Source organism: Cupriavidus nantongensis (assembly GCF_001598055.1).
In the GTDB taxonomy this organism is placed as follows: Bacteria; Pseudomonadota; Gammaproteobacteria; order Burkholderiales; family Burkholderiaceae; genus Cupriavidus; species Cupriavidus nantongensis.
Genome location: NZ_CP014844.1, coordinates 173,276 through 194,385, shown reverse-complemented (window position 1 = coordinate 194,385; position 21,110 = coordinate 173,276). Strand labels below are relative to the sequence as shown.

The window sequence follows — 21,110 nt, the reverse complement described above, 5'->3', positions numbered from 1 at the left end:
GCAGCCGGGCCCGCCGCAAAACCCCATGGTCCTCCGGGAGCATGGGGTTTTTTGTTGGCGGCGGCCGCACGCGGTGCGCGCCGGCGGGGATGGCGCGGCCCCGGTAGAATCGCCGGCATCGATCGGAAAACCTTATGCAACTCGGCATTCTCTACGCCCTGCTGGCGTACCTCATCTGGGGCCTGCTCCCGCTCTATATCAAGTCGCTTCCCGGCATCGCCCCGACGGAGATCCTGCTGCACCGGATGGTGTGGTCGCTGGTCTTCCTGGGGCTGATCCTGGCCTGGCGCCGCCAGTGGGCGTGGCTGGGCCAGGTGATCAGGGACCGGCGCCCGTTGCTGTCGTTTGCCGCCAGCGCGGCGCTGCTGTGCGCCAACTGGTTCCTCTATATCTGGGCGGTGTCGGCCAACCGCGTGGTCGACGCCAGCCTGGGGTATTTCATCAATCCGCTGTTCAGCGTGCTGCTGGGCGTGGTGTTCCTGCATGAGCGCCTGCGCCGGGTGCAATGGCTGGCGATCGCGGTGGCGGCGGCCGGCGTGGCCTGGCTGACGGTGGCGGCGGGGCAGCTGCCGTGGATCGCGCTGGGCCTGGCGGCAAGCTTTGGCGGCTACGGGCTGCTGCGCAAGACCGGTGCGCTGGGCGCGCTGGAAGGGCTGTCGCTGGAAACGCTGCTGCTGTTCCCGCTCGCCGCGGCGGCGCTGGGCTGGCTGTTCGCCACCGGCCAGGACAGCTTTACCCACGCAGCGCCGGGTACGCAGTGGCTGCTGTTGCTGGCCGGGCCGGTGACGGCGGTGCCGCTGCTGTTCTTTGCCGCCGGCGCGCGGCGCATTCCGCTGTCGCTGCTGGGCCTGCTGCAGTACACCGGCCCGACCCTGCAACTGCTGCTGGGCGTGTGGCTGTGGCACGAGCCGTTCCCGGCGCAGAAGCAGGTGGGGTACGCGCTGATCTGGCTGTCGCTGGCCTTGTATGCGGCCGAAGGGTTGTGGATGAATGCGCGGCAGAAGCCTGCCGGCATCCAATCGATCAATGAGACGACATGAAAATCGATATCGGCCATTCGTCCCGCTGACAATCGAAAGATAGCCGCTCCCCATCCCGGCCCCCATGTCCGCCCCGCCTGACGCCAGTGCCGCGGTCCAGCGCAAGATCATCCATTGCGACTGCGACTGCTTCTACGCCTCGGTCGAAATGCGCGACGATCCGTCGCTGCGCGGCCGGCCGATGGCCGTGGGCGGCGCGCCCGACCGGCGCGGGGTGATCGCCACCTGCAACTACGAGGCGCGCGCCTATGGCGTGCGTTCGGCGATGGCGTCGGCGCAGGCGCTCAAGCGCTGCCCGGAGCTGCTGATCGTGCGCCCCGCGATGGACAAGTACCGCGAGGTCTCGCGCCGCATCTTCGCGATCTACCGCGAATACACCGCGCTGGTCGAGCCGCTGTCGCTGGACGAGGCCTACCTCGATGTCAGCCTGTGCACGCACCATGCCGGCAGCGCCACCCGCATCGCCGAAGAGATCCGCCAGCGCGTGCGCGAGGAAGTCGGGGTGACGGTGTCGGCCGGCGTCGGCCCCAGCAAGTTCGTCGCCAAGATCGCCAGCGACTGGAACAAGCCCGACGGCCTGTTCGTGGTCAGGCCGGCCGCGGTCGATGCCTTCGTCGCCGCGCTGCCGGTGGAGCGCATCCATGGCGTGGGCAAGGTCACCGCGGCCAAGCTGCGCCGGCTCGGGGCCGAGACCTGCGGCGACCTGCGGCCGTGGTCGCCGGACCGCCTGCATCGCGAGTTCGGTGTGTTCGGGGCGCGGCTGTACAAGCTGTGCCGCGGCATCGACGAGCGCGCGGTCACGCCCGAGCGCGAGCGCAAGTCGATCAGCGTGGAAGAGACCTATGCCGACGACCTGCCCGACCTGCAGGCCTGCCTGGCCGAGCTGGAACCGCTGATCGCCATGCTGGAGACGCGCATCGCGCGCGCCCAGGCGCACGACACCATCGACAAGCTCACGGTAAAGCTGCGCTTCTCGGATTTCCGCCAGACCACGGTGGAATGCCGCGGCCATGCCCCGGACCGCGGCGTCTATGCGCGGCTGCTGTCCGAGGGCCATGCGCGCCGGGGCCTGCCGGTGCGGCTGCTGGGGGTTGGCGTGGGAACCAGCGACCGGGATACCGCGCAGCTCGAGTTGTTCGACTGATCGCCAGTTTATTTGTACGATTTATCAGCAATGACGCACTGAGCGCATGTAGATAAATCGTATCGATAAACCGGCTTACTGCAGCTCGTTACGCATCACCAGCAGCCAGGGCATGTGGGAGTTCGTGACCCCGTCGAGCCGGCCCGAGTCGCCCAGCTCGATCTCTTCCATCGATACCGATTGCTGGACATTGCCGCCGATGGCGCGCACCACGCGCGCGGCCGGATCCACGGCGACCACGATGTCGCAATGCATCGGCGTGGTGCCGAAGCCGATCTCGGCGATGTCCTCGAGATAGCGGTCGCGGCCGCGGCCGGCGCAGATGATGTCGCCGGGGCGCGGCATCGCCGGCAGCGGCTCGATGCGGAACGCGGGGCGCGGCAGGATGCCGTCGCGGGCGTCGACCACGTACATCGAGTGCGACTGGCCGGTCAGGAACTGGCGCTCGTCCAGCCCCGCCTTGCGCAGCACCCATGACACGAAGACCGCCGACCACGCCCAGGCGCCCTGCGTGACCTGCCTGCAGCTGGGCGTTTCGCCGACGATGCCCCAGTAGCGGCGCGCCAGCGTGCAGCCCAGCGGCGTGGCCTCCATGCCGGTGCCATCGGGGAACGAGAGACAGCTGGCTGCCGGCGGCGGGTTGCCGTTGGTCTTGGACTCGGTATCGGTGGTGGCGACGGCGGGCGCTGCGGCGTCGGTCGGGGACGCCAGCGGCAGCTCGGGGGGCAGCTCGGACGGCAATTCCGGCGCCGGCACCGGGCTGTAGGTCACGCAAGAGGTGTCGTCGCGGCCCAGCCGCACCACCTGTCCGCCCCAGCGGGCCCATTCCTGGGTGGCAATCTCGACGATGCGCTCGCGCGGCGTGGCGCCCGGGCTCGTCACCGGCCGCTCGCTGTCCGGCAGCGCCCGCGCCTGCGGCCGGGCCGGTTCGATAACGGTGGTGCAGGCGCTCAGCAACGCCAGCGCCGCGGCTGCGCAGGCGGCGCGCAGCGGTGCGCACGCCTGTGGAGAACGCTGTGGAATCGGCTGTGGAAAGCGTTGTGCATAACGCTGTGGAGATCTGCGGCGCTGCGGACGGGCAAACATGTCGGCCCCACGTGGCACGGCGCCCGGCATGGCGAGTTCTGGCCAAGGCTGGACGCCTGTTGGAAGACTTGGCGCGCCATCGCCCAGGCGCTGAGCGGGCGATGCGGCGGATACTGCAGGATATTCAGATCACGACTGTGGATAACGTCCCCCGCCTGGCGCGCGCCTGCGCCCTTGGGCACCGGGGCAGCGGCATGGCGGGGTCAGGCAATGCCGGGCTCTGCAGTGCAGCCCGTCAGGATCACTGGTTGACAGCGTCCTTGAACTTCTGGCCAGCCTTGAACTTCACGGTCTTGGCGGCTTCGACCTTGATCTCTTCACCGGTACGCGGGTTGCGCGCCATGCGCTCGCCACGCTCGCCCTTGCTGAACGTGCCAAAGCCGATGAGGCTCAGCGTGTCACCCTTGGCCACTGCGTCCATGATGGCCGACAGGGTCACGTTCAGTGCCTGTTCCGCCTTGGCCTTGGTCAGACCGTCCACCCCGGCTGCGATAGCGTCGATCAGTTCGGTTTTCGTCATGCTTCACTCCGTATCGAGTTGATAAAACACAGGCGTCCGCGGCCGTGCGGCCAGGCTGGCACCGCTCCGGCAAAGACGCCGCGGGCCACATGATACCGTGTCGGACAAGGCGCACCGGGAACAGATTGTTACCTGGCAGTTTGCGCAAGGCCGCGCCAGCACGGGGCTGGAGGCAAATCGCGCTTGCTGGAAGGGGGGCCGCCGTAGGCGGAATCGCGGCGTAAATGGCAAATGCGCGGCAACTGCGCGGCAAAGGCTGTACGCCACGCGGCGTGGCTGCCGCGATCGATGTAGCACGGTATACCCGCATGCCAGGCGCCTCCAGAAGGCCGCTGACAGCCTCGAGATCCGCTCAGAGGGTCTGGGCACCCCGGAGCTCCTGAACGGACTGGAGGCGCTGTGGGGCTGCAATGCTTCCAGCTGCACTATGGTGCATGGCCTGGACCGGGCCACCTCCAGTCTTGCCCGGCGTTATTCGGCGTATGCATGGGACCCTCGGCCACCTCACTGAACCGTGATCCGCCGGCATCCGCGTATACCGCAGCGAAAGCGGTCTCGCTGGTCGGTATACGTCGTGGGGTATACGTCACCGGTATACGCGTCGCCCGCACGGGCAAACAGAAAGTCTCTCGCAAACCCGCCGTTTCCGCCTGTCGCCTTTCGGATGATGCCGCGGGCCCGGGGTCGTTCTTTCGGTTTACCTTTTTCTTTCATGTATACAGATAGTAGTAGTAGGTAAACACCCGCGGCCGCTGTGGAAAACCCCGTAAACGTCTTTGCCTTCAACGGTTTACGTAAACGAGAAGTGGTCTCATCGTGTGTTGGCCGAAGTGGAAGACTCCACCCAAAGGATGAGATGCGAGCCGGACCCCCTCCGACTTATGCCCGAGGCATCCCCATGCCAGCCCCAGGCAGCCCACACCCAATCCGCGTGCTTGTCCACAGATCGGGGCGGGGTTATCCACACGCGGGGTGGTAAACGGGCGCGGCGTATACCGGGTGCGGCGACACGGCGGGGAGGGGGTGTATACGTCTTTCGTACCGGCTGCAGCCACGAACGGCAGCGTTGCCACGTATACGTGTCGCGGTGGCCCCGGTATCATCCCCGATCGCGCCGGGCGGCCGGCACCGGCCACGACCCAGGCACAACAGGCGAAAGCACGGAAAGGCAAATGGCGGACAAGGCAAAGCGCAAGGCAGCGGGCGAGGGCAGCAAGAAAACGGCGAGCGACCGGATCGAGGTGCGCCAGTCAGGCGTGCACGGCAAGGGCGTCTATGCCATCGCCCCGATTGCCGAGGGCGAGCGCGTGATCGAATACAAAGGCGAGCACATCTCGTGGAAGAAGGCGCTGGAGCGCCATCCGCACGATCCCAGCGACCCCAACCACACCTTCTATTTCAGCCTGGACGACGGCAGCGTTATCGACGCCAAGTACGGCGGCAACCGCGCGCGCTGGATCAACCACGCCTGCGAGCCCAACTGCGAGGCGCGCGAAAAGAAGGGCCGCGTCTTTATCCACGCGCTGCGCGATATTGCCCAGGGCGAGGAGCTGTTCTATGACTACGGCCTGGTGATCGACGCGCGCTATACCGCCAAGCTGAAGAAGGAATTCGAGTGCCGCTGCGGCAGCCCGCAATGCCGCGGCACCATGCTGGCGCCGAAGGAAAAGAAAAAGAAGGCCAAGTAAGGCCGCCGCTCGCGCAGCAGCGGGTTCAGGCCACCGACCCTGCGGGCTCGCAGGGGATCCGGATCACGAAGCGCATCACCGCGCGCCGCTCGGGCGTGGTGTCCGTGGTGGAGGTTTGTGTCGCCGCGCCTGCTGCGCCCGGCGCTGGCGGCACGTCTTCGATACGAATGGTGCCGTGGTGCAGGGTCACGATCTCATGCACGATGGCCAGCCCCAGGCCGGCACCGCCCGCCTGGTCCCCGCGGCCGCCGGGCTCGGGGGCGCGGTCGCCGCGGAAGAAGCGCTTGAACACTTCCTCGCGCCGCTGCGGCGGGATGCCGGGGCCGTTGTCTTCGACCATCACCACCGCCATGCCGCGGTGGCCCATGGCCTCGCCGCCGGCGCGCACCGTGATGCGCCCGCCCGACGGCACGTATTTCACCGCATTGTCGATCAGGTTGGACAGCGCCTCGCGCATCAGCAACCGGTTGCCGCGCACCACCGCCGGCGTGCTGCCGGTGAAGGTGGGGCCGGGCAGGATCTCGAAGCCCAGGTCGATGCGGCGCGCCAGCGCCTGCGGCACCCATTCGGCACCGATTTCAAAGGCCAGCTCGGCCAGGTCGAAGTGTTCCACCGGGCCCAGCCGCTCCAGCGACAGCCCGGGCTCGGCCCGCGCCAGCGACAGCAGCTGGTTGGACAGCCGCACCGCGCGGTCGGCGGCGGTCTGCACCTCGCGCAGCGCATGGCGGGCCACTTCCAGCGAATCGGCGGTCTGGGCCCGGTCGGCATGCAGCTTGACCGCGGTCAGCGGCGTGCGCAGCTGGTGCGCGGCATCGGCAATGAACTTGCGCTGCGCGTCGAGCGCGTCGCGCAGCCGCGCCAGCAGCGCGTTCAGGCCGCGGATCAGCGGCGCCACCTCGGCCGGGACCTGGGTTTCGTCCAGCGCCGCCAGCGAGCGCGCGGTCTGGCGGTTGAGCTTGTCGGCCAGGATCTGCAGCGGCACCAGCTCTTCCTTGAGCACGTGCGACAGGATCAGGCTGCCGACCAGCAGCAGCAGGATCAGCGGCACCGACACCGATAGCAGGATCTCGTTGGCGGCGGTCTCGCGCCGGTCCAGCAGCTCCGCCACTTCCACCACGATGGGCCCGCGCGCGGGCTTGCCGGCCTCGCTGGTGCCGAGCTCGTCGACCGCGGCGCTGGGCAGCATCACCGGCAGCCGCACCGCGCGCACCTGGCGTCCGCTGAACCACGCGTAGAACAGCCGCGCATCGTGCAGCGTGGTCTGGCCGGTGCCGTAGCCCAGCCAGGTATCCATGCCGCCGATCAGCCCGTCGGGACCGTGGATGCGCCAGTAGATGCGGTCGGTGCCCTCGGCCTCGACCAGCGTCTGCGCGATCATCGGGATGTCCTGCTCCAGCCGCGGGCCGGCGATGCGGATCTGCTGGGCGATATTGTTGGCCACCCCGTACAGCGCGCGGTCGAACACCTGCGTGGTGTAGTGCGCCGCCAGCCAGTAGGACAGCGAGCCGCTGGTCAGCACCAGCGCGAACAGCGGCGTCGCCAGCGCGCGCAGCAGGTGCACGCGCAGGCTGATGTTGGAGCCGGGGCGGGCGGCCTGGCGCGTCGATGCGGGCGCGGCGCCGCCGGTGTCAGCTTCGGCGGCGGCGGGAGGCACATTGCGCGTGGCAATGCGCGAGGCGGTGCGCCAGGAGACGCGGGACGCGGTACCGGAGGAGGTGCGGGAGCGGGGCCACATTGCCGGCTGGGCCAGGGACTGGGCCGGGGATCAGGACCGGGCGCCGGGCGGCGCAAGCGGCAGCAACGCTGTCATTGGCCGGCGCGGATCTGCAGCAGGTAGCCGAAGCCGCGCACGGTGACGATCTCTACGTCGCTGTCCTCGAGCTTCTTGCGCACGCGGTGCACGTAGACCTCGATCGCGGTGTCGCCGACGGTATCGCCGCCCTCGCCGGCGGGGTGGGCAAAGGTGGCCAGGTGGTCCTGCAGCTGGGCCTTGCTGACCACGCGGCCCTGGCGCTGCAGCAGCAGCTCGAGCACCGCGAACTCGCGCGGCGACAGCTCCAGCGGGCGCGCGTCGATAAACATGCGACGGTCGTTGCCGGACAGCCGCAGCCGCCCCAGGCGCACGTCGCGCTCGGGCGCGGCCTCGCCGTGCTGGCTGCGGCGCAGCAGCACGCGCACGCGCGCTTCCAGCTCGGGCAAGGCGAAGGGTTTGATCAGGTAGTCGTCGGCGCCCGCGTTCAGGCCGGAGAGCTTGTCTTCGAGCTCGTCGCGCGCGGTCAGGATGATGACGGGAGTGGTGCGGTTGCGGGCGCGGTAGCGCGCCAGCAGCGTCATGCCGTCGATGCCGGGCAGGCCCAGGTCGAGGATGACCAGGTCGTGCTGCTCTCGCAGCAGGTGTTCGGTGGCATAGACGCCGTCGTGGACGACGCGTACCTGGTGGCCGGCGCGGGACAGGCCGGCTTCGACGCCGCTGGCAATCTGGCGGTCGTCCTCGATCAGCAGGATACGCATGGCGGCAGCTCGGGAAGGACGTTGGGCATGGCAGGCAGGGAGGCAGGGCACGCGGCCCACGGCGCACACGGTGCCATGGGCCTGCCGCAGATTGTACCCGGCGCCGTCCCGCGCTTCCTTACGGTTAGCCTACAGCCGCCGCCGCGGGCGCCGGGTCAGTTGGTCACCGCGTCGGCGGCGCGCTCGATAAAGTGGGCCAGGTCGATGTCGCGCTGGGTCAGGCCGTTGGCATCGTGCGTCGACAGCGTGATGTCGACCCGGTTGTAGACGTTGAACCATTCCGGGTGGTGGTCGGCCTTCTCGGCCTGGATCGCCACGCGCGTCATGAAGCCGAAGGCGGCGTTGAAGTCGTGGAAGGTAAAGCGCTTGAAGATCGCATCGCGGTCGGCGACGGTGGTCCAGCCGGGCAGTTCGGCGAGCAGCGTGGCACGGGCTTGCGGGGACAGAGGGGTCATGGTGGGCTCGATCTGGATCTTGAAGAAAACGAAGGTCGCGCAGTGCGGACGATTCGCACCATGCGGACAGCCGGCCCGCCCGCGCCGGGGCGGCGGGCATGCCGGCATTGTTTCACAAAGCGGGGAATGGGGCAGGGCGGGGCAGCGGTGTGGCAGGCCGCCCCGGGGTTTGCGCGCGGGACCCGGATCAGATGTCGTCGGTATCGGCCCAGCCTTCACGGGTGCCGGCGTTGATCACCTGGTCGCCCTCGGCGATGTCGCCCGCGCCCAGCGTCGGCTGCTCGCGCAGCGCTTGGTACAGCGGCGCGAAGTCCGGGCGGGTGGCGTCGAACAGTTGCTCGAAGCTGTCGATCACGAAGTAGGTCTTCTGGAAGGTGTCGATGCGGTAGCGCGTGCGCATGATGCGGCGCACGTCGAAGCCGATCCGGTTGGGGCTGGCCGAATCAAGGCTGTAGATCGACTCGCCCTGGCTCGACACGATGCCGGCGCCGTAGATGCGCAGCCCTTGCGGGGTGCGGATCAGGCCGAATTCGACGGTGTACCAGTACAGCCGCGACAGCATTTCCAGCGCACCCAGTCCCGCCGCTTTCAGGCCGCCCTTGCCGTAGGCTTCCATATAGTCGGCAAACACCGGGTTGATCAGCAGCGGCACATGGCCGAACACATCGTGGAAGCAGTCCGGCTCCTGCAGGTAGTCGAGCTGCTCGGGCTTGCGCATCCACCAGCTGGCCGGGAAGCGGCGGTTGGCCAGGTGTTCGAAGAAGACCTCGTCGGGCACCAGCCCGGGCACGGCCACCACCTGCCAGCCGGTGGCGCGCATCAGGGTCTCGTTGAGCTGGTCGAAATCCGGCACGCGGTCCTTTTCCATGCCGAGCGTGGCCAGGCCCTGCAGGAATTCGTCGCTGACGCGGCCGCGCAGCATCTCGGCCTGGCGCTCGTACAGCTTGCGCCAGATCGCGTGGTCGATGCTGGTGTAGCGGTGCACCGGCTGGGCGATGGTGAAATCCGGGCGCAGTTCCTGACCGGACAGCAGGCCGGCGTCGAACTGTTCCTTCAGTTTGTCGGTCAGGGTGCCCTGGAAGGCGCCGGGGGCTTCGGTGGCCGTGGCGATGGACATGTTGTGTGCGTCTCCTGGATTGCGCGCTGGCTGCGTCGGCGCCAGCATGGATGCGGATTTACTGCGTAGTTTAGGCGTGGGAGGCCGCAATCTGTCCGCATAGTCCGCTTGATTTCGATGGATCATGCATATAATGCGCATTGATTGAAAGAGATATGCGGGATTTGTGTATGGCTGCTCACAGTGTTTCCCTCGATGCGTATGACCTGGCCCTGCTGAGCGCGCTGCAGGCCGACGGCCGCACCACGCACCAGCAGCTGGCCGAGCGCGTGCACCTGTCACCCAGCCAGGTCGGGCGCCGGCTGGCGCGGCTGGAAGCCGACGGCGTCATCACAGGCTATCGCGTCAGCCTGTCGTCGCAGGCGCTGGGGCTGGGCGTGGTGGTCTTTGTCAGCGTCAAGCTGGCGCATCACGGCGACACCATCATCGAGCGCTTCCGCGAAGAGATCCTGCTGCTGGAAGAGGTGCAGGAGTGCTATTCCGTCGCCGGCGAGGCCGACTACCTGATCCGCGTGGTGGTGCCGGACCTGCCCACGCTGGCCGAATTCACCATGAAGCGGCTGATGCGCGTGCCGGGCGTGGAGAGCGTGCGGTCGAACATCGTGCTGACTGCGATCAAGTGCGAGGGGCCGCTGCCGCTGTCGCACCTGCGCTGAAACGCTTGCCGCAGCGCCTGGCCGGTGCGTGCCGGCCTTGCGCTCTTGTGGCGTGCGTGTCACCCTCGCCGGGTGCCGCAGACGTGGCGGGAACGGAGGATGGCAGGATGAAGGGAATCGTCGCTCGAGCCGATCGGGGTCTTGGCAGTTCGCTACAGCAATCGCACCTGGCGGGGGTATCCGCGGCGGTGGCCCTGGTGGCCGCGCTGGTCGGCCTGAGCGGCGGCGCGCTGGCCGCGCAGGTGAGCCGTTTTTCGCCGGAAGGCACGGTCGGCCAGGTACGGCAGGTGGCGATCCGCTTCGATGAAGCCATGGTGCCGATGGGCGATGTCCAGGCCACTGCACCCGCGGCGGTTTCGTGTACCGGCGCCAGCACCAGCGGCCAGGCGCGCTGGATCGACGCCAAAAACTGGGTCTACGACTTCGCCAGCGACCTGCCGCCGGGCGTGCGCTGCACCGTGCGCATGCGCGCCGGGCTGCGCAGCGAGGCCGGCAATGCCTATGCCGGCAAGGCGGAATACCGCTTCGAGACCGGCGGGCCGACCGTGGTCTCGAGCCGGCCCTCCGGCGGCGAGATCGAGGAAGACCAGGTCTTCGCGCTGCGCTTCAACGGCGCCGCCACCGCGGCCTCGGTGCGCGAGCACGCCTGGTGCCAGGCGCAGGGGCTGGGCGAGCGCATCCCGGTGCGGCTGCTGGCCGGCAAGGAGCGCGAGGCCGTGCTCGAGGCGATCCGCTGGGACCGCCTCGCCAAACCGATGCCCGACGCGGTGCACCTGCTTGCCTGCCAGCAGCGCCTGCCGGCCGCGGCGCGCGTGCAGCTGGTGCTGGGCGCGGGCATTGCCACGCCGTCCGGTGTCGCCACGCGCGAGGAGCGCCGCTTCGACTACACCGTGCGCGAGCCGTTTACCGCCAGCTTCAGCTGCGAACGCGAACACGCGCAGTCGCCCTGCACGCCGCTGCGGCCGATGACGGTGACGTTCTCCGCGCCGGTGCCGCGCAAGCTGGCCGAAAGCGTGGTGCTGAAGACCCCGTCGGGCCCGCGCGCGCCGCAGTTCGACCCCGACCTGGCGCCCGACGCCAGCGTCAGCGCGCTCACCTTTGCCGCGCCGTTTGCCGAGAAGGCGCAGTTCACCATCGAAGTGCCGCGCAAGCTGCAGGACGACAGCGGCCGCGCGCTGGCCAATGCCGACCTGTTCCCGCTCAAGGTGGCCACCGCCGCGATGCCGCCGCTGGCCAAGTTTGCCGCGGCGCCGTTCGGCGTGGTCGAGCGCTTCGGCGAGCTGCCGCGCGGCAAGTCGGCGCAAGACTACCCGCCGCTGCTGCCGGTGACGCTGCGCAATGTCGAAGCCGACCTTGCCGTGCGCGGCGTGCAGGCCCGGGCCGGCACCGTGATGAAGCTGCGCGTCGACGACGATGCCGCCGTGATGCAGTGGCTGGGCCTGGTGCGCCGCCTGCACGAGGCCAGCTATACGCGCGGCGAGCTCGACGCCGTGCTGGCGGGCCGCTCGCCGTACCGCGTCAACAATCCGCGCAACGCGGTCTCGATCGAAACCCGTTCGGTGTCGCTGCTCGAGCGGGCCCCGGGCGTGCAGAAGCTGGCGGTGCCCAAGCCGTCGGGCGATGCGCCGCGGCCGTTCGAGGTGGTCGGCATCCCGTTGCCGGAACCGGGCTTCCATGTGGTCGAGATCGCCTCGCCGATGCTGGGCGAGGCGCTGCTGGGCAAGCGCGCGCCGATGTACGTGCGCACCGCGGCGCTGGTCACCAACCTGGGTGTGCACTTCAAGCTGGGCCGCAGCACCGGCAACGAAGACGATGGCAGCCGCAGCGCGGTGGCCTGGGTCACCGCGCTCGACGACGGCAAGCCGGTGCGCGACGCCGCGGTGGCGGTGCGCGACTGCAGCGGACGCCTGCTGGGCGAAGGCCGTACCGATGCCAGCGGCGTGGCGCGCTTTGCCAGACTGGCGGCGGCACCCGAGAGCGCGTGCGACCAGAACGGTCTGTCGGGCTATTTCGTCTCCGCCCGCATCGCCGCCACGCACCCGCAGGCGCGCGGCAAGGCCGACATGGCCTTCGTGATGTCGGACTGGAACCGCGGCATCGAAAGCTGGCGCTTCAACGTGCCGACCGACACCAGCGCCACGCCCACCGTGCGCGCCCACACCATCTTCGACCGCACCCTGCTGCGCGCCGGCGAAACCGTGTCGATGAAGCACCTGATCCGCGCCGAGACCGCGCAGGGCTTTGCCTTGCCGCCGGCGAGCCGCCCGCTGCCGACGCGCGTGACCATCCGCCATGAAGGCAGCGGCCAGAGCTACGAGCTGCCGCTGCAATGGCGCCAGACTGCAACCGGCGGGCGCAGCGCGGAAAGCACCTTCCAGGTGCCGGCAGCGGCCAAGCTCGGGATCTATACGGTCGAGCTGGAGACCCAGAAGGGCGACGGCGCGCAGGACGACGGCGGCGCGCGCAGCTACACCAGCGGCAGCTTCCGGGTCGAAGCGTTCCGGCTGCCGGTGCTGGCCGGCACGCTGCAGGTGGCGGGCAAGGCCGGGCCGGTGGTGGCGCCGGCCGAACTGCCGGTCGGGGTCGAGATCCACTATCTGTCCGGCGGCGGCGCGGCCGGGCTGCCGGTGCGCGTGTCCGCGCTGCTGCGCGACAAACACGTCAGCTTCCCCGGCTACGATGAGTTCTCGTTCAACCCGCCGCGCGCGCAGCGCGAAAGCGGCGGCGACGAGGAGATGGACGACGACCAGCAGGGCGACGCCAGTGCCGACGGCCAGCAGCTGGTCGCCGACAAGCTGCCGCTGACGCTGGACAAGAACGGCAATGGCAGCGTGACGCTGCGCAAGCTGCCCAAGGCCGACGCGCCGCGCGACCTGGTGCTCGAGGCCGGCTTTGCCGATCCCAACGGCGAGATCCAGACGCTGCGCCAGACCGTGCCGGTCTGGCCGGCGGCGGTGGTAGCCGGTATCCGCACCGACGACTGGGTCTCGGTCAAGCAGAAGCTGGCGGTGCATGGCGTGGTGCTCGACGTCAACGGCAAGCCGGTGGCGGACGCGCCGGTCAAGGTCAATGCGCGCGCGCGCATCACCACCTCGGCACGCAAGCGCGTGGTGGGCGGCTTCTACCGCTATGACAACCGCACCGAGACGCGCGATCTCGGCACCGTGTGCGAAACCCGCACCGATGCGCAGGGGCGCGCGCGCTGCGAGGTGGCACTGGAACAGGCCGGCCAGATCGAACTGGTGGCGAGCGCGCGCGACAAGGACGGCCGCACCGCGCAGGCCGCCACCACGGTGTGGGTCACGCGCCAGGGCGAGCTATGGTTCGGCGGCGAGAACCATGACCGCATCGACCTGCTGCCGGAGAAGAAGTCCTACGCGCCGGGCGACACCGCGGTGTTCCAGGTGCGCATGCCGTTCCGCCACGCCACCGCGCTGGTGGCGGTGGAGCGCGAGGGCATCTACCAGACCCAGGTGGTGGAACTGCACGGCAGCGATCCGACCGTGCGCGTGCAGGTCAAGCCGGAGTGGGGGCCCAACGTCTACGTGTCGGTGCTGGCCTTGCGCGGGCGCCTGCACGAGGTGCCGTGGTATTCGTTCTTTACTTGGGGCTGGCGCCAGCCGGGCGAGTGGTGGCGCGCGTTCCGCAGCGAAGGGCGCGAGTATGCGGCGCCGACCGCGCTGGTCGACCTGTCCAAGCCGGCCTTCCGGCTGGGGCTGGCGGAGATCCGCGTCGGCAATGCCGGCCACCGGCTCGATGTCGCCGTGACCCCGGACAAGACCAGCTACCCGGTGCGCGGCAAGGCGCGCGTGGCGATCCAGGTCAGGCTGCCCGACGGCAAGCCCGCCGCCAACGGCGAAGTGGCGCTGGCCGCGGTGGACCAGGCGCTGCTGGAGCTGATGCCCAATACCAGCTGGGACCTGCTCGACGCGATGCTGCAGCGGCGCGGCTACGGCGTCGAAACCTCGACCGCGCAGATGGAGATCATCGGGCGCCGCCACTACGGGCGCAAGGCGGTGCCGGCGGGCGGCGGCGGCGGCAAGAGCCCGACGCGCGAACTGTTCGACACGCTGCTGCTGTGGAATCCGCGCGTGCAGCTCGACGCCGAGGGCCGGGCCAGCGTCGAGGTGCCGCTCAACGATTCGCTGACCAGCTTCCGCATCGTCGCGGTGGCGGACCTGGGCCTGGGCCGCTTCGGCACCGGCAGCGCCACCATTGCCGCGACCCAGGACCTGCAGGTGATTTCCGGCCTGCCGCCGCTGGTGCGCGAGGACGACCGCTACCGCGCCATGTTCACGCTGCGCAATACCACCAAACGTGCGATGACGGTGCAGGCCAGCGCGCGCGGCACGCTGCTCGGCAACGAGAGCGGGCTGCCGGCGCAGACCGTGCAGATTCCCGCGGGCGAAGCGCGCGAGATTGGCTGGGACGTAACCGCGCCCGCGCTGCTGGCCTACGCGCGCACCGGCACCGTGATGTGGGATGTACAGGCGAGCGAGCAAGGCACCGGGGGCGCCTCCGACCGCATCAAGGTGTCGCAGCAGATCGTGCCGGCGGTGCCGGTCACGGTGCAGCAGGCCACGCTGGCGCAGGTGGCGCCGTCGCTGTGGATCCCGGTCAAGGCGCCGCCGGGCGCGCTGGCCGATCCGGCCGGCAAGGTGCGCGGCGGGGTGCAGGTCGACTTCCAGTCGTCGCTGGCGGGCGGCATGCCGGGCGTGCGCGAGTGGTTCCGCAACTATCCGTTCACCTGCCTGGAGCAGCGCGCGTCGAAGGCCATCGGCCTGAACGACAGCGCCGCGTGGGACGCGCTGATGGCGCAGCTGCCGTCCTACCTCGATGCCAACGGCCTGGCCTCGTACTTCCCGTTGAACAGCGACAGCGACTACGGCAGCGAAGTGCTGACCGCCTACCTGCTGGCGGTGACCGACGAGGCCGCGCGCGCCGGGCAGGCGCTGCGCATTCCCGATGCGCAGCGCGCGCAGATGGAGCGCGGCCTGACCGACTTCGTCGAAGGCCGCATCCGCCGCGACAGCTGGTCGCCGGTGGGCGGCACGCAGTACCTGGAGGTGCGCAAGCTGGCCGCGCTCGAGGCGCTGTCGCGCACCGGCCATGCGCAGGCGCGCATGCTGGGGTCGATCCAGATCCTGCCGGCGCAATGGCCGACCTCCGCGTTGCTGGACTGGACCCTGCTGCTGACGCGCGTGCACGACATCCCGCAGCGCGAACAGCGCCTGGCAGAGGCGCAGCAACTGCTGCGCTCGCGCCTGACGGTGCAGGGCACGCGGCTGGCGTTCTCCACCGAGCGCAACGACAACTGGTGGTGGATGATGGCCGGCGGCGATGTCAATGCCGCGCGCCTGCTGGCGCTGGCGTCGGAACTGCCGGGCTGGAAGGAAGATGCGCCGCAGCTGGCCACTGGCTTGCTGGGACGCCAGGTGCATGGCGCCTGGGGCACCACCACCGCCAATGCCTGGGGCATGCTGGCAGTGACGCGCTTTGCGCAGGCGTTCGAGAAGACGCCGGTGGCTGGCACCACGCGGGCCAGCATCAGCCATGCTGCTGACGCCGCGCGCAGTTTCGACTGGGCGCGCGCGCAGCGTACTGACGGCGTGGCGCAGGGCAGCATCGACTTGCCGTGGCCGGCCGGGGCCGACGGCGGCACGCTGCAGGTGGAACAGGTCGGCGCGGGCCAGCCGTGGGCCACGGTGCGCGCCATGGCGGCGGTGCCGGTGACCGCGCCGCTGGCCGCGGGCTACCGCATCCAGCGCACCGTGACGCCGCAGGAGCAGGCGCTGCCCGGCAAGTGGTCGCGCGGCGACGTCTATCGCGTCAAGCTGGAGATCGATGCGCAGGCCGACATGACGTGGGTGGTGGTCAGCGATCCGGTACCCGCCGGCGCCACCATCCTCGGCAGCGGCCTCGGCCGTGACTCGGCCATCGCCGCGCGCGGCGAGCGGCGCCAGGGCGCGGCGTGGCCGGCTTACATCGAGCGCACGCCGCAGGCGTACCGCGAGTACTTCGGCTACCTGCCCAAGGGCAAGGTCTCGGTCGAATACACGGTCCGGCTGAACAACGCCGGCGACTTCGCGCTGCCGCCCACGCGGGTCGAGGCGATGTACGCGCCCGACGTGTTCGGCGTGGCGCCCAATGCGCGGCTGGCGGTCGGGGCGCGCCCATGAGCTGGCTTGCCGCGATGATGCCGGCACGCGTGCGCGAGTGGTGGCTCGCGGGCGCGATGGCCGGCCTCATCTATGGCGCGCTGCTGGTGCAGGTGGCGCTGGACCTGCCCGACGGCGCGCCGCTGACCGGGCATATCGCGATGCAACCGGCATGGAAGACGGCGATGGCGGTGCTGCTGGCGCGCGCCGCGTGGTTCCATCGCGTGCCCGGCGAGCGCCGCTGGCTGGTCACGGCGCTGCTGTGCTCCGCGCTGGGCGATTTCCTGCTGGCGCTGCCGACGCTGTCGTTTTCGTTCGTCGGCGGGCTCGGCGCCTTCCTGCTGGCGCACCTGGCCTATCTGCGCCTGCTGGTGCCGCTGGCGGGCGACACCCGCCCGCACCGGCTGATTGCCTGCGGCGCCATGCTCGGCGTGGCGGGCACCATGCTGGGCCGCTTCTGGCCCAACCTCGGCACGCTCGCCGTGCCGGTGACGCTGTACGTGGGCGTGCTCGCCGCGATGGTGTGCAGCGCGCTGGTGGCGCGCCTGCCGACGCCGCTGGCGGCGCTGGGCGCGCTGTGCTTTGCCGCGTCGGACCTGATGATCGGCATCGCGCGCTTCCTGGTGCCGTTCGAATCGTTCCAGCTGGGTATCTGGTGGACCTACGCCGCGGCGCAGGTGCTGCTGGTCGCGGGCCTGGTATCGGGACGCAAGCAGCCATGACACCGCGCCTGGCTTTGGTTGCGATGGCGGCGGCGCTGGCCTGGTCCACGCCGGCCGCGGCCTTGCCGAGCTTCGCGCAAGTGCGCGCCGACTGGCGCAGTGCCGACGTGGTGGTGCTGGACCGCGACGGCGAGCCGGTCGGCCGCGTGCGCGACGACTTCCGCGCACGCCGCGGCGACTGGGTAGCGCTGGCCGACACCTCGCCCGCGCTGCGCACGGCGATCGTGCTGTCGGAGGACCGGCGCTTCTATGCGCATAGCGGCGTCGACTGGCACGGCGTGGCCGCGGCCGCCTGGGCCAACCTGTGGAACACGCGCACGCGCGGGGCTTCCACGCTGACGATGCAGCTGGCCGGGCTGCTCGATGAAGACCTGCGCCGCCCGGGCGCGCCGGGGCAGGGGCGCAGCCTGACGCAGAAGCTGGGGCAGGCCGCCGGCGCCGCGGTGCTGGAGCGTAGCTGGAGCAAGGACCAGATCCTCGAGGCCTACCTGAACCTGGTGCCGTTCCGCGGCGAACTGGTGGGGCTGTCGGCGATGTCGCAGGTGCTGTTCGGCAAATATCCCGACGGCCTCGATGCGCGCGAAGCGGCGCTGGCGGTGGCGCTGGTGCGCGCGCCCAATGCCCGCGCCGCGCAGGTGGCCAGCCGCGCCTGCGGCATCCTGCGCGAGATGCGGCTGCCGCGCGAGTGCGACGGCCTGGAAGGATTTGCGCAACTGGCGCTGCTGCGCACCGGCCCGGTGGCGCAGCGCGCCGCGGCGGCCGCGCCGTCGGCGGGGTTCAGGCAGCTGGCGCCGCACCTGTCGCGGCACCTGGTCAGCGAGGCCCGCGCGCAGCTGCCGGCCGGCGCCGCGATGCCGGCGCGCATCGCGTCGACGCTCGACGCCCGCCTGCAACGCGCTGCCGTGGCCAGCCTGGACCGGCACCTGCGCGAACTGGCGGGGCGCAATGTCGAGGACGGCGCGGTGGTGGTGGTCGACAACGCCAGCGGCGACGTGCTCGCCTACGTGGGCTCGTCCGGCGCGCTGTCAGGCGCCGCGCAGGTGGACCACGCGGCGGCGCTGCGCCAGGCGGGATCGACGCTCAAGCCGTTCCTGTACGAGCAGGCGCTGGAAGAGAGGCGGCTGACCGCGGCCTCGCTGCTCGATGACCGGCCGGTGAACCTGCCGGTCGGCGGCGGGCTCTACGTGCCGCAGAACTACGACCACCGCTATGCCGGCTGGGTCAGCCTGCGCGCGTCGCTGGCGGCATCGCTGAACGTGCCGGCGGTGCGCACGCTGGTGATGGTGACCCCGCACCGCTTTCACAAGCGCCTGGTGGCGCTGGGGCTGCCGCTGACCGAGGCGGGCGACTACTACGGCTACAGCCTGGCGCTGGGCAGCGCGGATGTGTCGCTGCTGGCGCTGACCAATGCCTATCGCGCGCTGGCCAATGGCGGCAACTACGCGCCACCGCGCTTGCGGCAAGGGGCGCCGGCGGTGGCGGCGAAGCCCGTGATGCAGCCGGGCGCCAGCTACGTGATCGCCGACATCCTGTCAGACCGCCACGCCCGCGCCCGCACCTTCGGCCTCGACAGCCCGCTCACCACGCGCTTCTGGACCGCGGTCAAGACCGGCACCAGCAAGGACATGCGCGACAACTGGTGCATCGGCTGGTCGCAGCACTACACCGTGGGCGTGTGGGTCGGCAATGCCAGCGGCGCCAGCATGCGCGACGTGTCCGGGGTGTCGGGCGCGGCCCCGGTGTGGCACGACGTGATGGAAGTCCTGCACCGCGCGCGTCCCAGCCAGGCGCCGGCCATGCCTGCCGGCGTGGAGCGCGTGGCGCTGCGCTTCCACGACGGGCTGGAGCCCGCGCGCGATGAAGTGTTCCTGGCTGGCACCGCGGTCCGGCACGTCAGCGTGGCGGCGCCCGCCGCGCGTCCGGGCGCGCCCATGATCGCCACGCCGGCCGACGGCACGGTGTTTGCGCTCGATCCCGACATGCCGCCGGCGGCGCAGCGGGTGTGGTTCCATGCGCAGGGCGTGGCTGGCCAGTCGGCACGCGCGGTCATCTGGCGCATGGACGGCAAGCCGTTGGGGCGGGGCGGAGAGGTGGCGTGGCTGCCCTGGCCGGGGCGCCACCAGGTCGAGCTGCTCGATGCCGCCGGCAAGGTGGTCGACCGCATCGGCATCGAAGTGCGCGGCGCTTCGGTGCGCGCGCCCGTGCCCACGTCCCGTCGCTGAGGCAAGCCCGCGCCGCGGCCAGGGTGGGCGGCGTGGGCAATAATGGCGCTTCGCCATCTCGCACCATATCCCGCCGGAGCCCGCGCATGTCCCTCGTTGCCCTCGATGCCGCCGCCACCGCGGCGCGCCTGCCTTATCCCGAACTGGCGCAAGCCATCGCCGACATGCTGGCCGAACTGCGCGACGGCACCGCCATGGCGCCGCCGCGCATCGCGCTGCCGGTCGGCGATGCGCTGCAGGGCGCGGGCACGCTGCTGGTGATGCCCGCGCGCAACCGCGAGCTGGTGATGACCAAGAACATCACCGTGCATCCCGGCAACCCGCAGCGCGGCCTGCCCAGCATCCTCGGCGAAGTGGTGGTGGCCGACGCGCATACCGGCGCGCGCATCGCCATGCTCGACGGACCCACGGTGACGGGGCGGCGCACCGCGGCGGTGTCGCTGCTGGCGGCGCAGCGCTTTGCCGCGCGCCCCGATGGCGAGCTGCTGATCGTCGGCGCGGGGGTGCAGGCGCTGACGCACCTGGAGGCCTTCGTCGCCGGGCTGGGCGTGCGCCGGCTGTGGCTGCATTCGCGCACGCGCGACAAGGCCGAGGCGCTCGCCGCGCATGCACGCACGCTGGGCGTGGAAGCGCAGGTGGCCGAGTCGGTCGCGGCGGTATTGCCGCGCGTGTCGATGGTGGTCACGGTGACGTCGAGCCGCAGCCCGGTGCTGCCGGACCTCGACAGCGGCCTCTGGCGCGACCATCACTTCATTGCCGCGGTCGGCGCGTTCCGGCCCGACATGTGCGAGCTGCCGCCGGCGCTGTGCCATGCCGCCGCCGACCATGGCCGGCTGCTGGCCGATACCCTGTTCGGCATCGAGGACGAGGCCGGCGACCTGCTGCAGGCCGGCATCGACTGGGCCGCCGTGCAGCCGTTCGAGAGCGCGATCCTGCAGGCCGACGCGATCCGCGCGCGCGCCGGCAGCCCGCTGGTGTTCAAGAGCGTGGGTTATGCGCTGTGGGACCTGGCCGCGTGCGTGCTCGTCAGCCGCGCCTGATCAGCGCTCGCGGTCGCGCTCGCGCAGCCAGTCGCCGAACAGCTCGCGCGCCGGCGCCAGGAAGTCGGCAATCGGTTCGCTGCGGTCGCTGGCGTACCAGTGGCAGTAGCAGCCGTGGATGGTGGCGATCATCAGGCGCGCCATCGGTGCCGGCAGCGGACGGCCGGGAGCCGACAGCGCCGCGACCAGGTCCTGCACATGGCTGTCCCAGCTGCGGCGGATTTCCTCGCGCACGCTGGCCGGCACGCTGCCGGAGAACAGCAGCGACAGCACCACGCCCTTGGCCTCGGGATTGGCGCTGAGATAGTCGGCGATCCGGTCGAAGCTGTTCTCGAGCCGCCGCGCCGCGGTCCTGCCGCGGTGCGGCTCGGCACCCAGTTCTTCGCCGATCTGCCGGAACAGGCTGGTGGCGGCCTCCGCCAGCAGCATCTCCTTGCTGCCGAAATGCCACAGCAGGCTGCTCTTGGCCACGCCGGCCTCGGCGGAAATCTGGTCGAGCGTCACCTCGGCGTAGCCATGCGCGCTGATCAGCCCGCGCGTGACCGCGAGCACGCGCTCGCGCGTTTCCAGCCCGCGCCGGTTCCTGGCGACCGGGGCGGGGGAGGTGGGCACTACGGGGGGCTCGGTGGGCTCGGCGGACTGGCGGGTCGGGGGCATGGGGGCGGCGATAGATAGGGCGACACAAGGTCGGCGGCAGGTCGGACCTGGGCCAGGGTCTATTTGACAGTAGACGAGGTCTGCCAGCAAACTC

Annotated in this window: 15 protein-coding genes; 8 read left to right on the top strand and 7 right to left on the bottom strand. The window is 70.5% G+C overall.

Annotated features, from left to right (window positions below; genetic code table 11):
• The first annotated feature begins 134 nt into the window (after positions 1-134).
• Complete coding sequence (rarD, locus tag A2G96_RS00850) at positions 135-1,040, top strand: EamA family transporter RarD (protein ID WP_062795910.1); 906 nt, start codon at positions 135-137, stop codon at positions 1,038-1,040.
• 64 nt (positions 1,041-1,104) lie between these two features.
• Positions 1,105-2,184, top strand: coding sequence for a DNA polymerase IV (gene dinB, locus A2G96_RS00845; protein ID WP_062795908.1), 1,080 nt, complete (start codon positions 1,105-1,107; stop codon positions 2,182-2,184).
• Positions 2,185-2,259: 75 nt separating this feature from the next.
• Here the strand turns inward: dinB and A2G96_RS00840 are convergent, their stop codons facing one another.
• Together A2G96_RS00840 and A2G96_RS00835 are read right to left on the bottom strand one after the other, a co-directional pair.
• The gene (locus A2G96_RS00840) at positions 2,260-3,270 is read right to left on the bottom strand and encodes a DUF2272 domain-containing protein (RefSeq protein ID WP_062801989.1); all 1,011 of its coding nucleotides are present in this window, start codon (positions 3,268-3,270) and stop codon (positions 2,260-2,262) included.
• A gap of 241 nt (positions 3,271-3,511) precedes the next feature.
• Positions 3,512-3,790 carry an HU family DNA-binding protein gene (locus tag A2G96_RS00835; protein ID WP_012354324.1) on the bottom strand — a complete coding sequence of 93 codons (279 nt, stop codon included), beginning with the start codon at positions 3,788-3,790 and terminating at the stop codon, positions 3,512-3,514.
• A gap of 1,172 nt (positions 3,791-4,962) precedes the next feature.
• Here A2G96_RS00835 and A2G96_RS00830 point away from each other — a divergent pair.
• Complete coding sequence (locus A2G96_RS00830; protein ID WP_012354323.1) at positions 4,963-5,478, top strand: SET domain-containing protein; 516 nt, start codon at positions 4,963-4,965, stop codon at positions 5,476-5,478.
• Positions 5,479-5,503: 25 nt separating this feature from the next.
• On the opposite strand, the gene A2G96_RS00825 is transcribed toward A2G96_RS00830, so the two are convergent.
• The 4 genes from A2G96_RS00825 to phhA all read right to left on the bottom strand — a co-directional run bounded on the left by A2G96_RS00825 (position 5,504) and on the right by phhA (position 9,561).
• Positions 5,504-7,132 (bottom strand): sensor histidine kinase N-terminal domain-containing protein, encoded by a 1,629-nt coding sequence (locus A2G96_RS00825; RefSeq protein ID WP_417926427.1) that lies wholly within the window; start codon positions 7,130-7,132, stop codon positions 5,504-5,506.
• 152 nt (positions 7,133-7,284) lie between these two features.
• Complete coding sequence (locus A2G96_RS00820) at positions 7,285-7,989, bottom strand: response regulator transcription factor (protein ID WP_012354320.1); 705 nt, start codon at positions 7,987-7,989, stop codon at positions 7,285-7,287.
• Positions 7,990-8,144: 155 nt separating this feature from the next.
• Positions 8,145-8,444: a 4a-hydroxytetrahydrobiopterin dehydratase gene (locus A2G96_RS00815; RefSeq protein ID WP_026164049.1), complete on the bottom strand. Its 300-nt coding sequence runs from the start codon at positions 8,442-8,444 to the stop codon at positions 8,145-8,147.
• Between the two features lie 187 nt (positions 8,445-8,631).
• A complete protein-coding gene (gene phhA, locus A2G96_RS00810) occupies positions 8,632-9,561 on the bottom strand; it encodes a phenylalanine 4-monooxygenase (protein WP_062795904.1) in 930 nt (309 codons plus the stop codon).
• Positions 9,562-9,731: 170 nt separating this feature from the next.
• Between phhA and A2G96_RS00805 the strand changes: the two genes are divergently transcribed.
• From A2G96_RS00805 to A2G96_RS00785, 5 genes are all read left to right on the top strand, one after another.
• Positions 9,732-10,217, top strand: coding sequence for an Lrp/AsnC family transcriptional regulator (locus A2G96_RS00805; RefSeq protein WP_018005022.1), 486 nt, complete (start codon positions 9,732-9,734; stop codon positions 10,215-10,217).
• Between the two features lie 107 nt (positions 10,218-10,324).
• Positions 10,325-16,396 carry an Ig-like domain-containing alpha-2-macroglobulin family protein gene (locus A2G96_RS00800; protein ID WP_062795902.1) on the top strand — a complete coding sequence of 2,024 codons (6,072 nt, stop codon included), beginning with the start codon at positions 10,325-10,327 and terminating at the stop codon, positions 16,394-16,396.
• Entirely contained in the window at positions 16,393-17,097 is a 705-nt protein-coding gene (locus A2G96_RS00795; RefSeq protein WP_062795900.1) for a lysoplasmalogenase, read from the top strand. The genes A2G96_RS00800 and A2G96_RS00795 overlap by 4 nt, the downstream gene beginning before the upstream one ends.
• Entirely contained in the window at positions 17,094-19,319 is a 2,226-nt protein-coding gene (gene pbpC / locus A2G96_RS00790) for a penicillin-binding protein 1C (RefSeq protein WP_062795898.1), read from the top strand. The genes A2G96_RS00795 and pbpC overlap by 4 nt, the downstream gene beginning before the upstream one ends.
• Positions 19,320-19,405: 86 nt before the next feature.
• On the top strand, positions 19,406-20,359 hold the full coding sequence (locus tag A2G96_RS00785; RefSeq protein WP_062795896.1) for a delta(1)-pyrroline-2-carboxylate reductase family protein: 954 nt from the start codon (positions 19,406-19,408) through the stop codon (positions 20,357-20,359).
• Here the strand turns inward: A2G96_RS00785 and A2G96_RS00780 are convergent, their stop codons facing one another.
• The gene (locus A2G96_RS00780) at positions 20,360-21,016 is read right to left on the bottom strand and encodes a TetR/AcrR family transcriptional regulator (protein WP_062795894.1); all 657 of its coding nucleotides are present in this window, start codon (positions 21,014-21,016) and stop codon (positions 20,360-20,362) included.
• Between the last annotated feature and the right edge of the window lie 94 nt (positions 21,017-21,110).

Excerpts from the sequence above, each read along its gene's own strand:
- A2G96_RS00820 (WP_012354320.1), bottom strand. The coding sequence starts at position 7,989 with ATGCGTATCCTGCTGATCGAGGACGACCGCCAGATTGCCAGCGGCGTC.
- A2G96_RS00800 (WP_062795902.1), top strand. The coding sequence starts at position 10,325 with ATGAAGGGAATCGTCGCTCGAGCCGATCGGGGTCTTGGCAGTTCGCTA.
- dinB (WP_062795908.1), top strand. The coding sequence starts at position 1,105 with ATGTCCGCCCCGCCTGACGCCAGTGCCGCGGTCCAGCGCAAGATCATC.
- A2G96_RS00815 (WP_026164049.1), bottom strand. The coding sequence starts at position 8,444 with ATGACCCCTCTGTCCCCGCAAGCCCGTGCCACGCTGCTCGCCGAACTG.
- phhA (WP_062795904.1), bottom strand. The coding sequence starts at position 9,561 with ATGTCCATCGCCACGGCCACCGAAGCCCCCGGCGCCTTCCAGGGCACC.
- A2G96_RS00830 (WP_012354323.1), top strand. The coding sequence starts at position 4,963 with ATGGCGGACAAGGCAAAGCGCAAGGCAGCGGGCGAGGGCAGCAAGAAA.
- pbpC (WP_062795898.1), top strand. The coding sequence starts at position 17,094 with ATGACACCGCGCCTGGCTTTGGTTGCGATGGCGGCGGCGCTGGCCTGG.
- A2G96_RS00840 (WP_062801989.1), bottom strand. The coding sequence starts at position 3,270 with ATGTTTGCCCGTCCGCAGCGCCGCAGATCTCCACAGCGTTATGCACAA.
- A2G96_RS00785 (WP_062795896.1), top strand. The coding sequence starts at position 19,406 with ATGTCCCTCGTTGCCCTCGATGCCGCCGCCACCGCGGCGCGCCTGCCT.
- A2G96_RS00780 (WP_062795894.1), bottom strand. The coding sequence starts at position 21,016 with ATGCCCCCGACCCGCCAGTCCGCCGAGCCCACCGAGCCCCCCGTAGTG.
- A2G96_RS00835 (WP_012354324.1), bottom strand. The coding sequence starts at position 3,790 with ATGACGAAAACCGAACTGATCGACGCTATCGCAGCCGGGGTGGACGGT.
- A2G96_RS00805 (WP_018005022.1), top strand. The coding sequence starts at position 9,732 with ATGGCTGCTCACAGTGTTTCCCTCGATGCGTATGACCTGGCCCTGCTG.
- A2G96_RS00795 (WP_062795900.1), top strand. The coding sequence starts at position 16,393 with ATGAGCTGGCTTGCCGCGATGATGCCGGCACGCGTGCGCGAGTGGTGG.
- rarD (WP_062795910.1), top strand. The coding sequence starts at position 135 with ATGCAACTCGGCATTCTCTACGCCCTGCTGGCGTACCTCATCTGGGGC.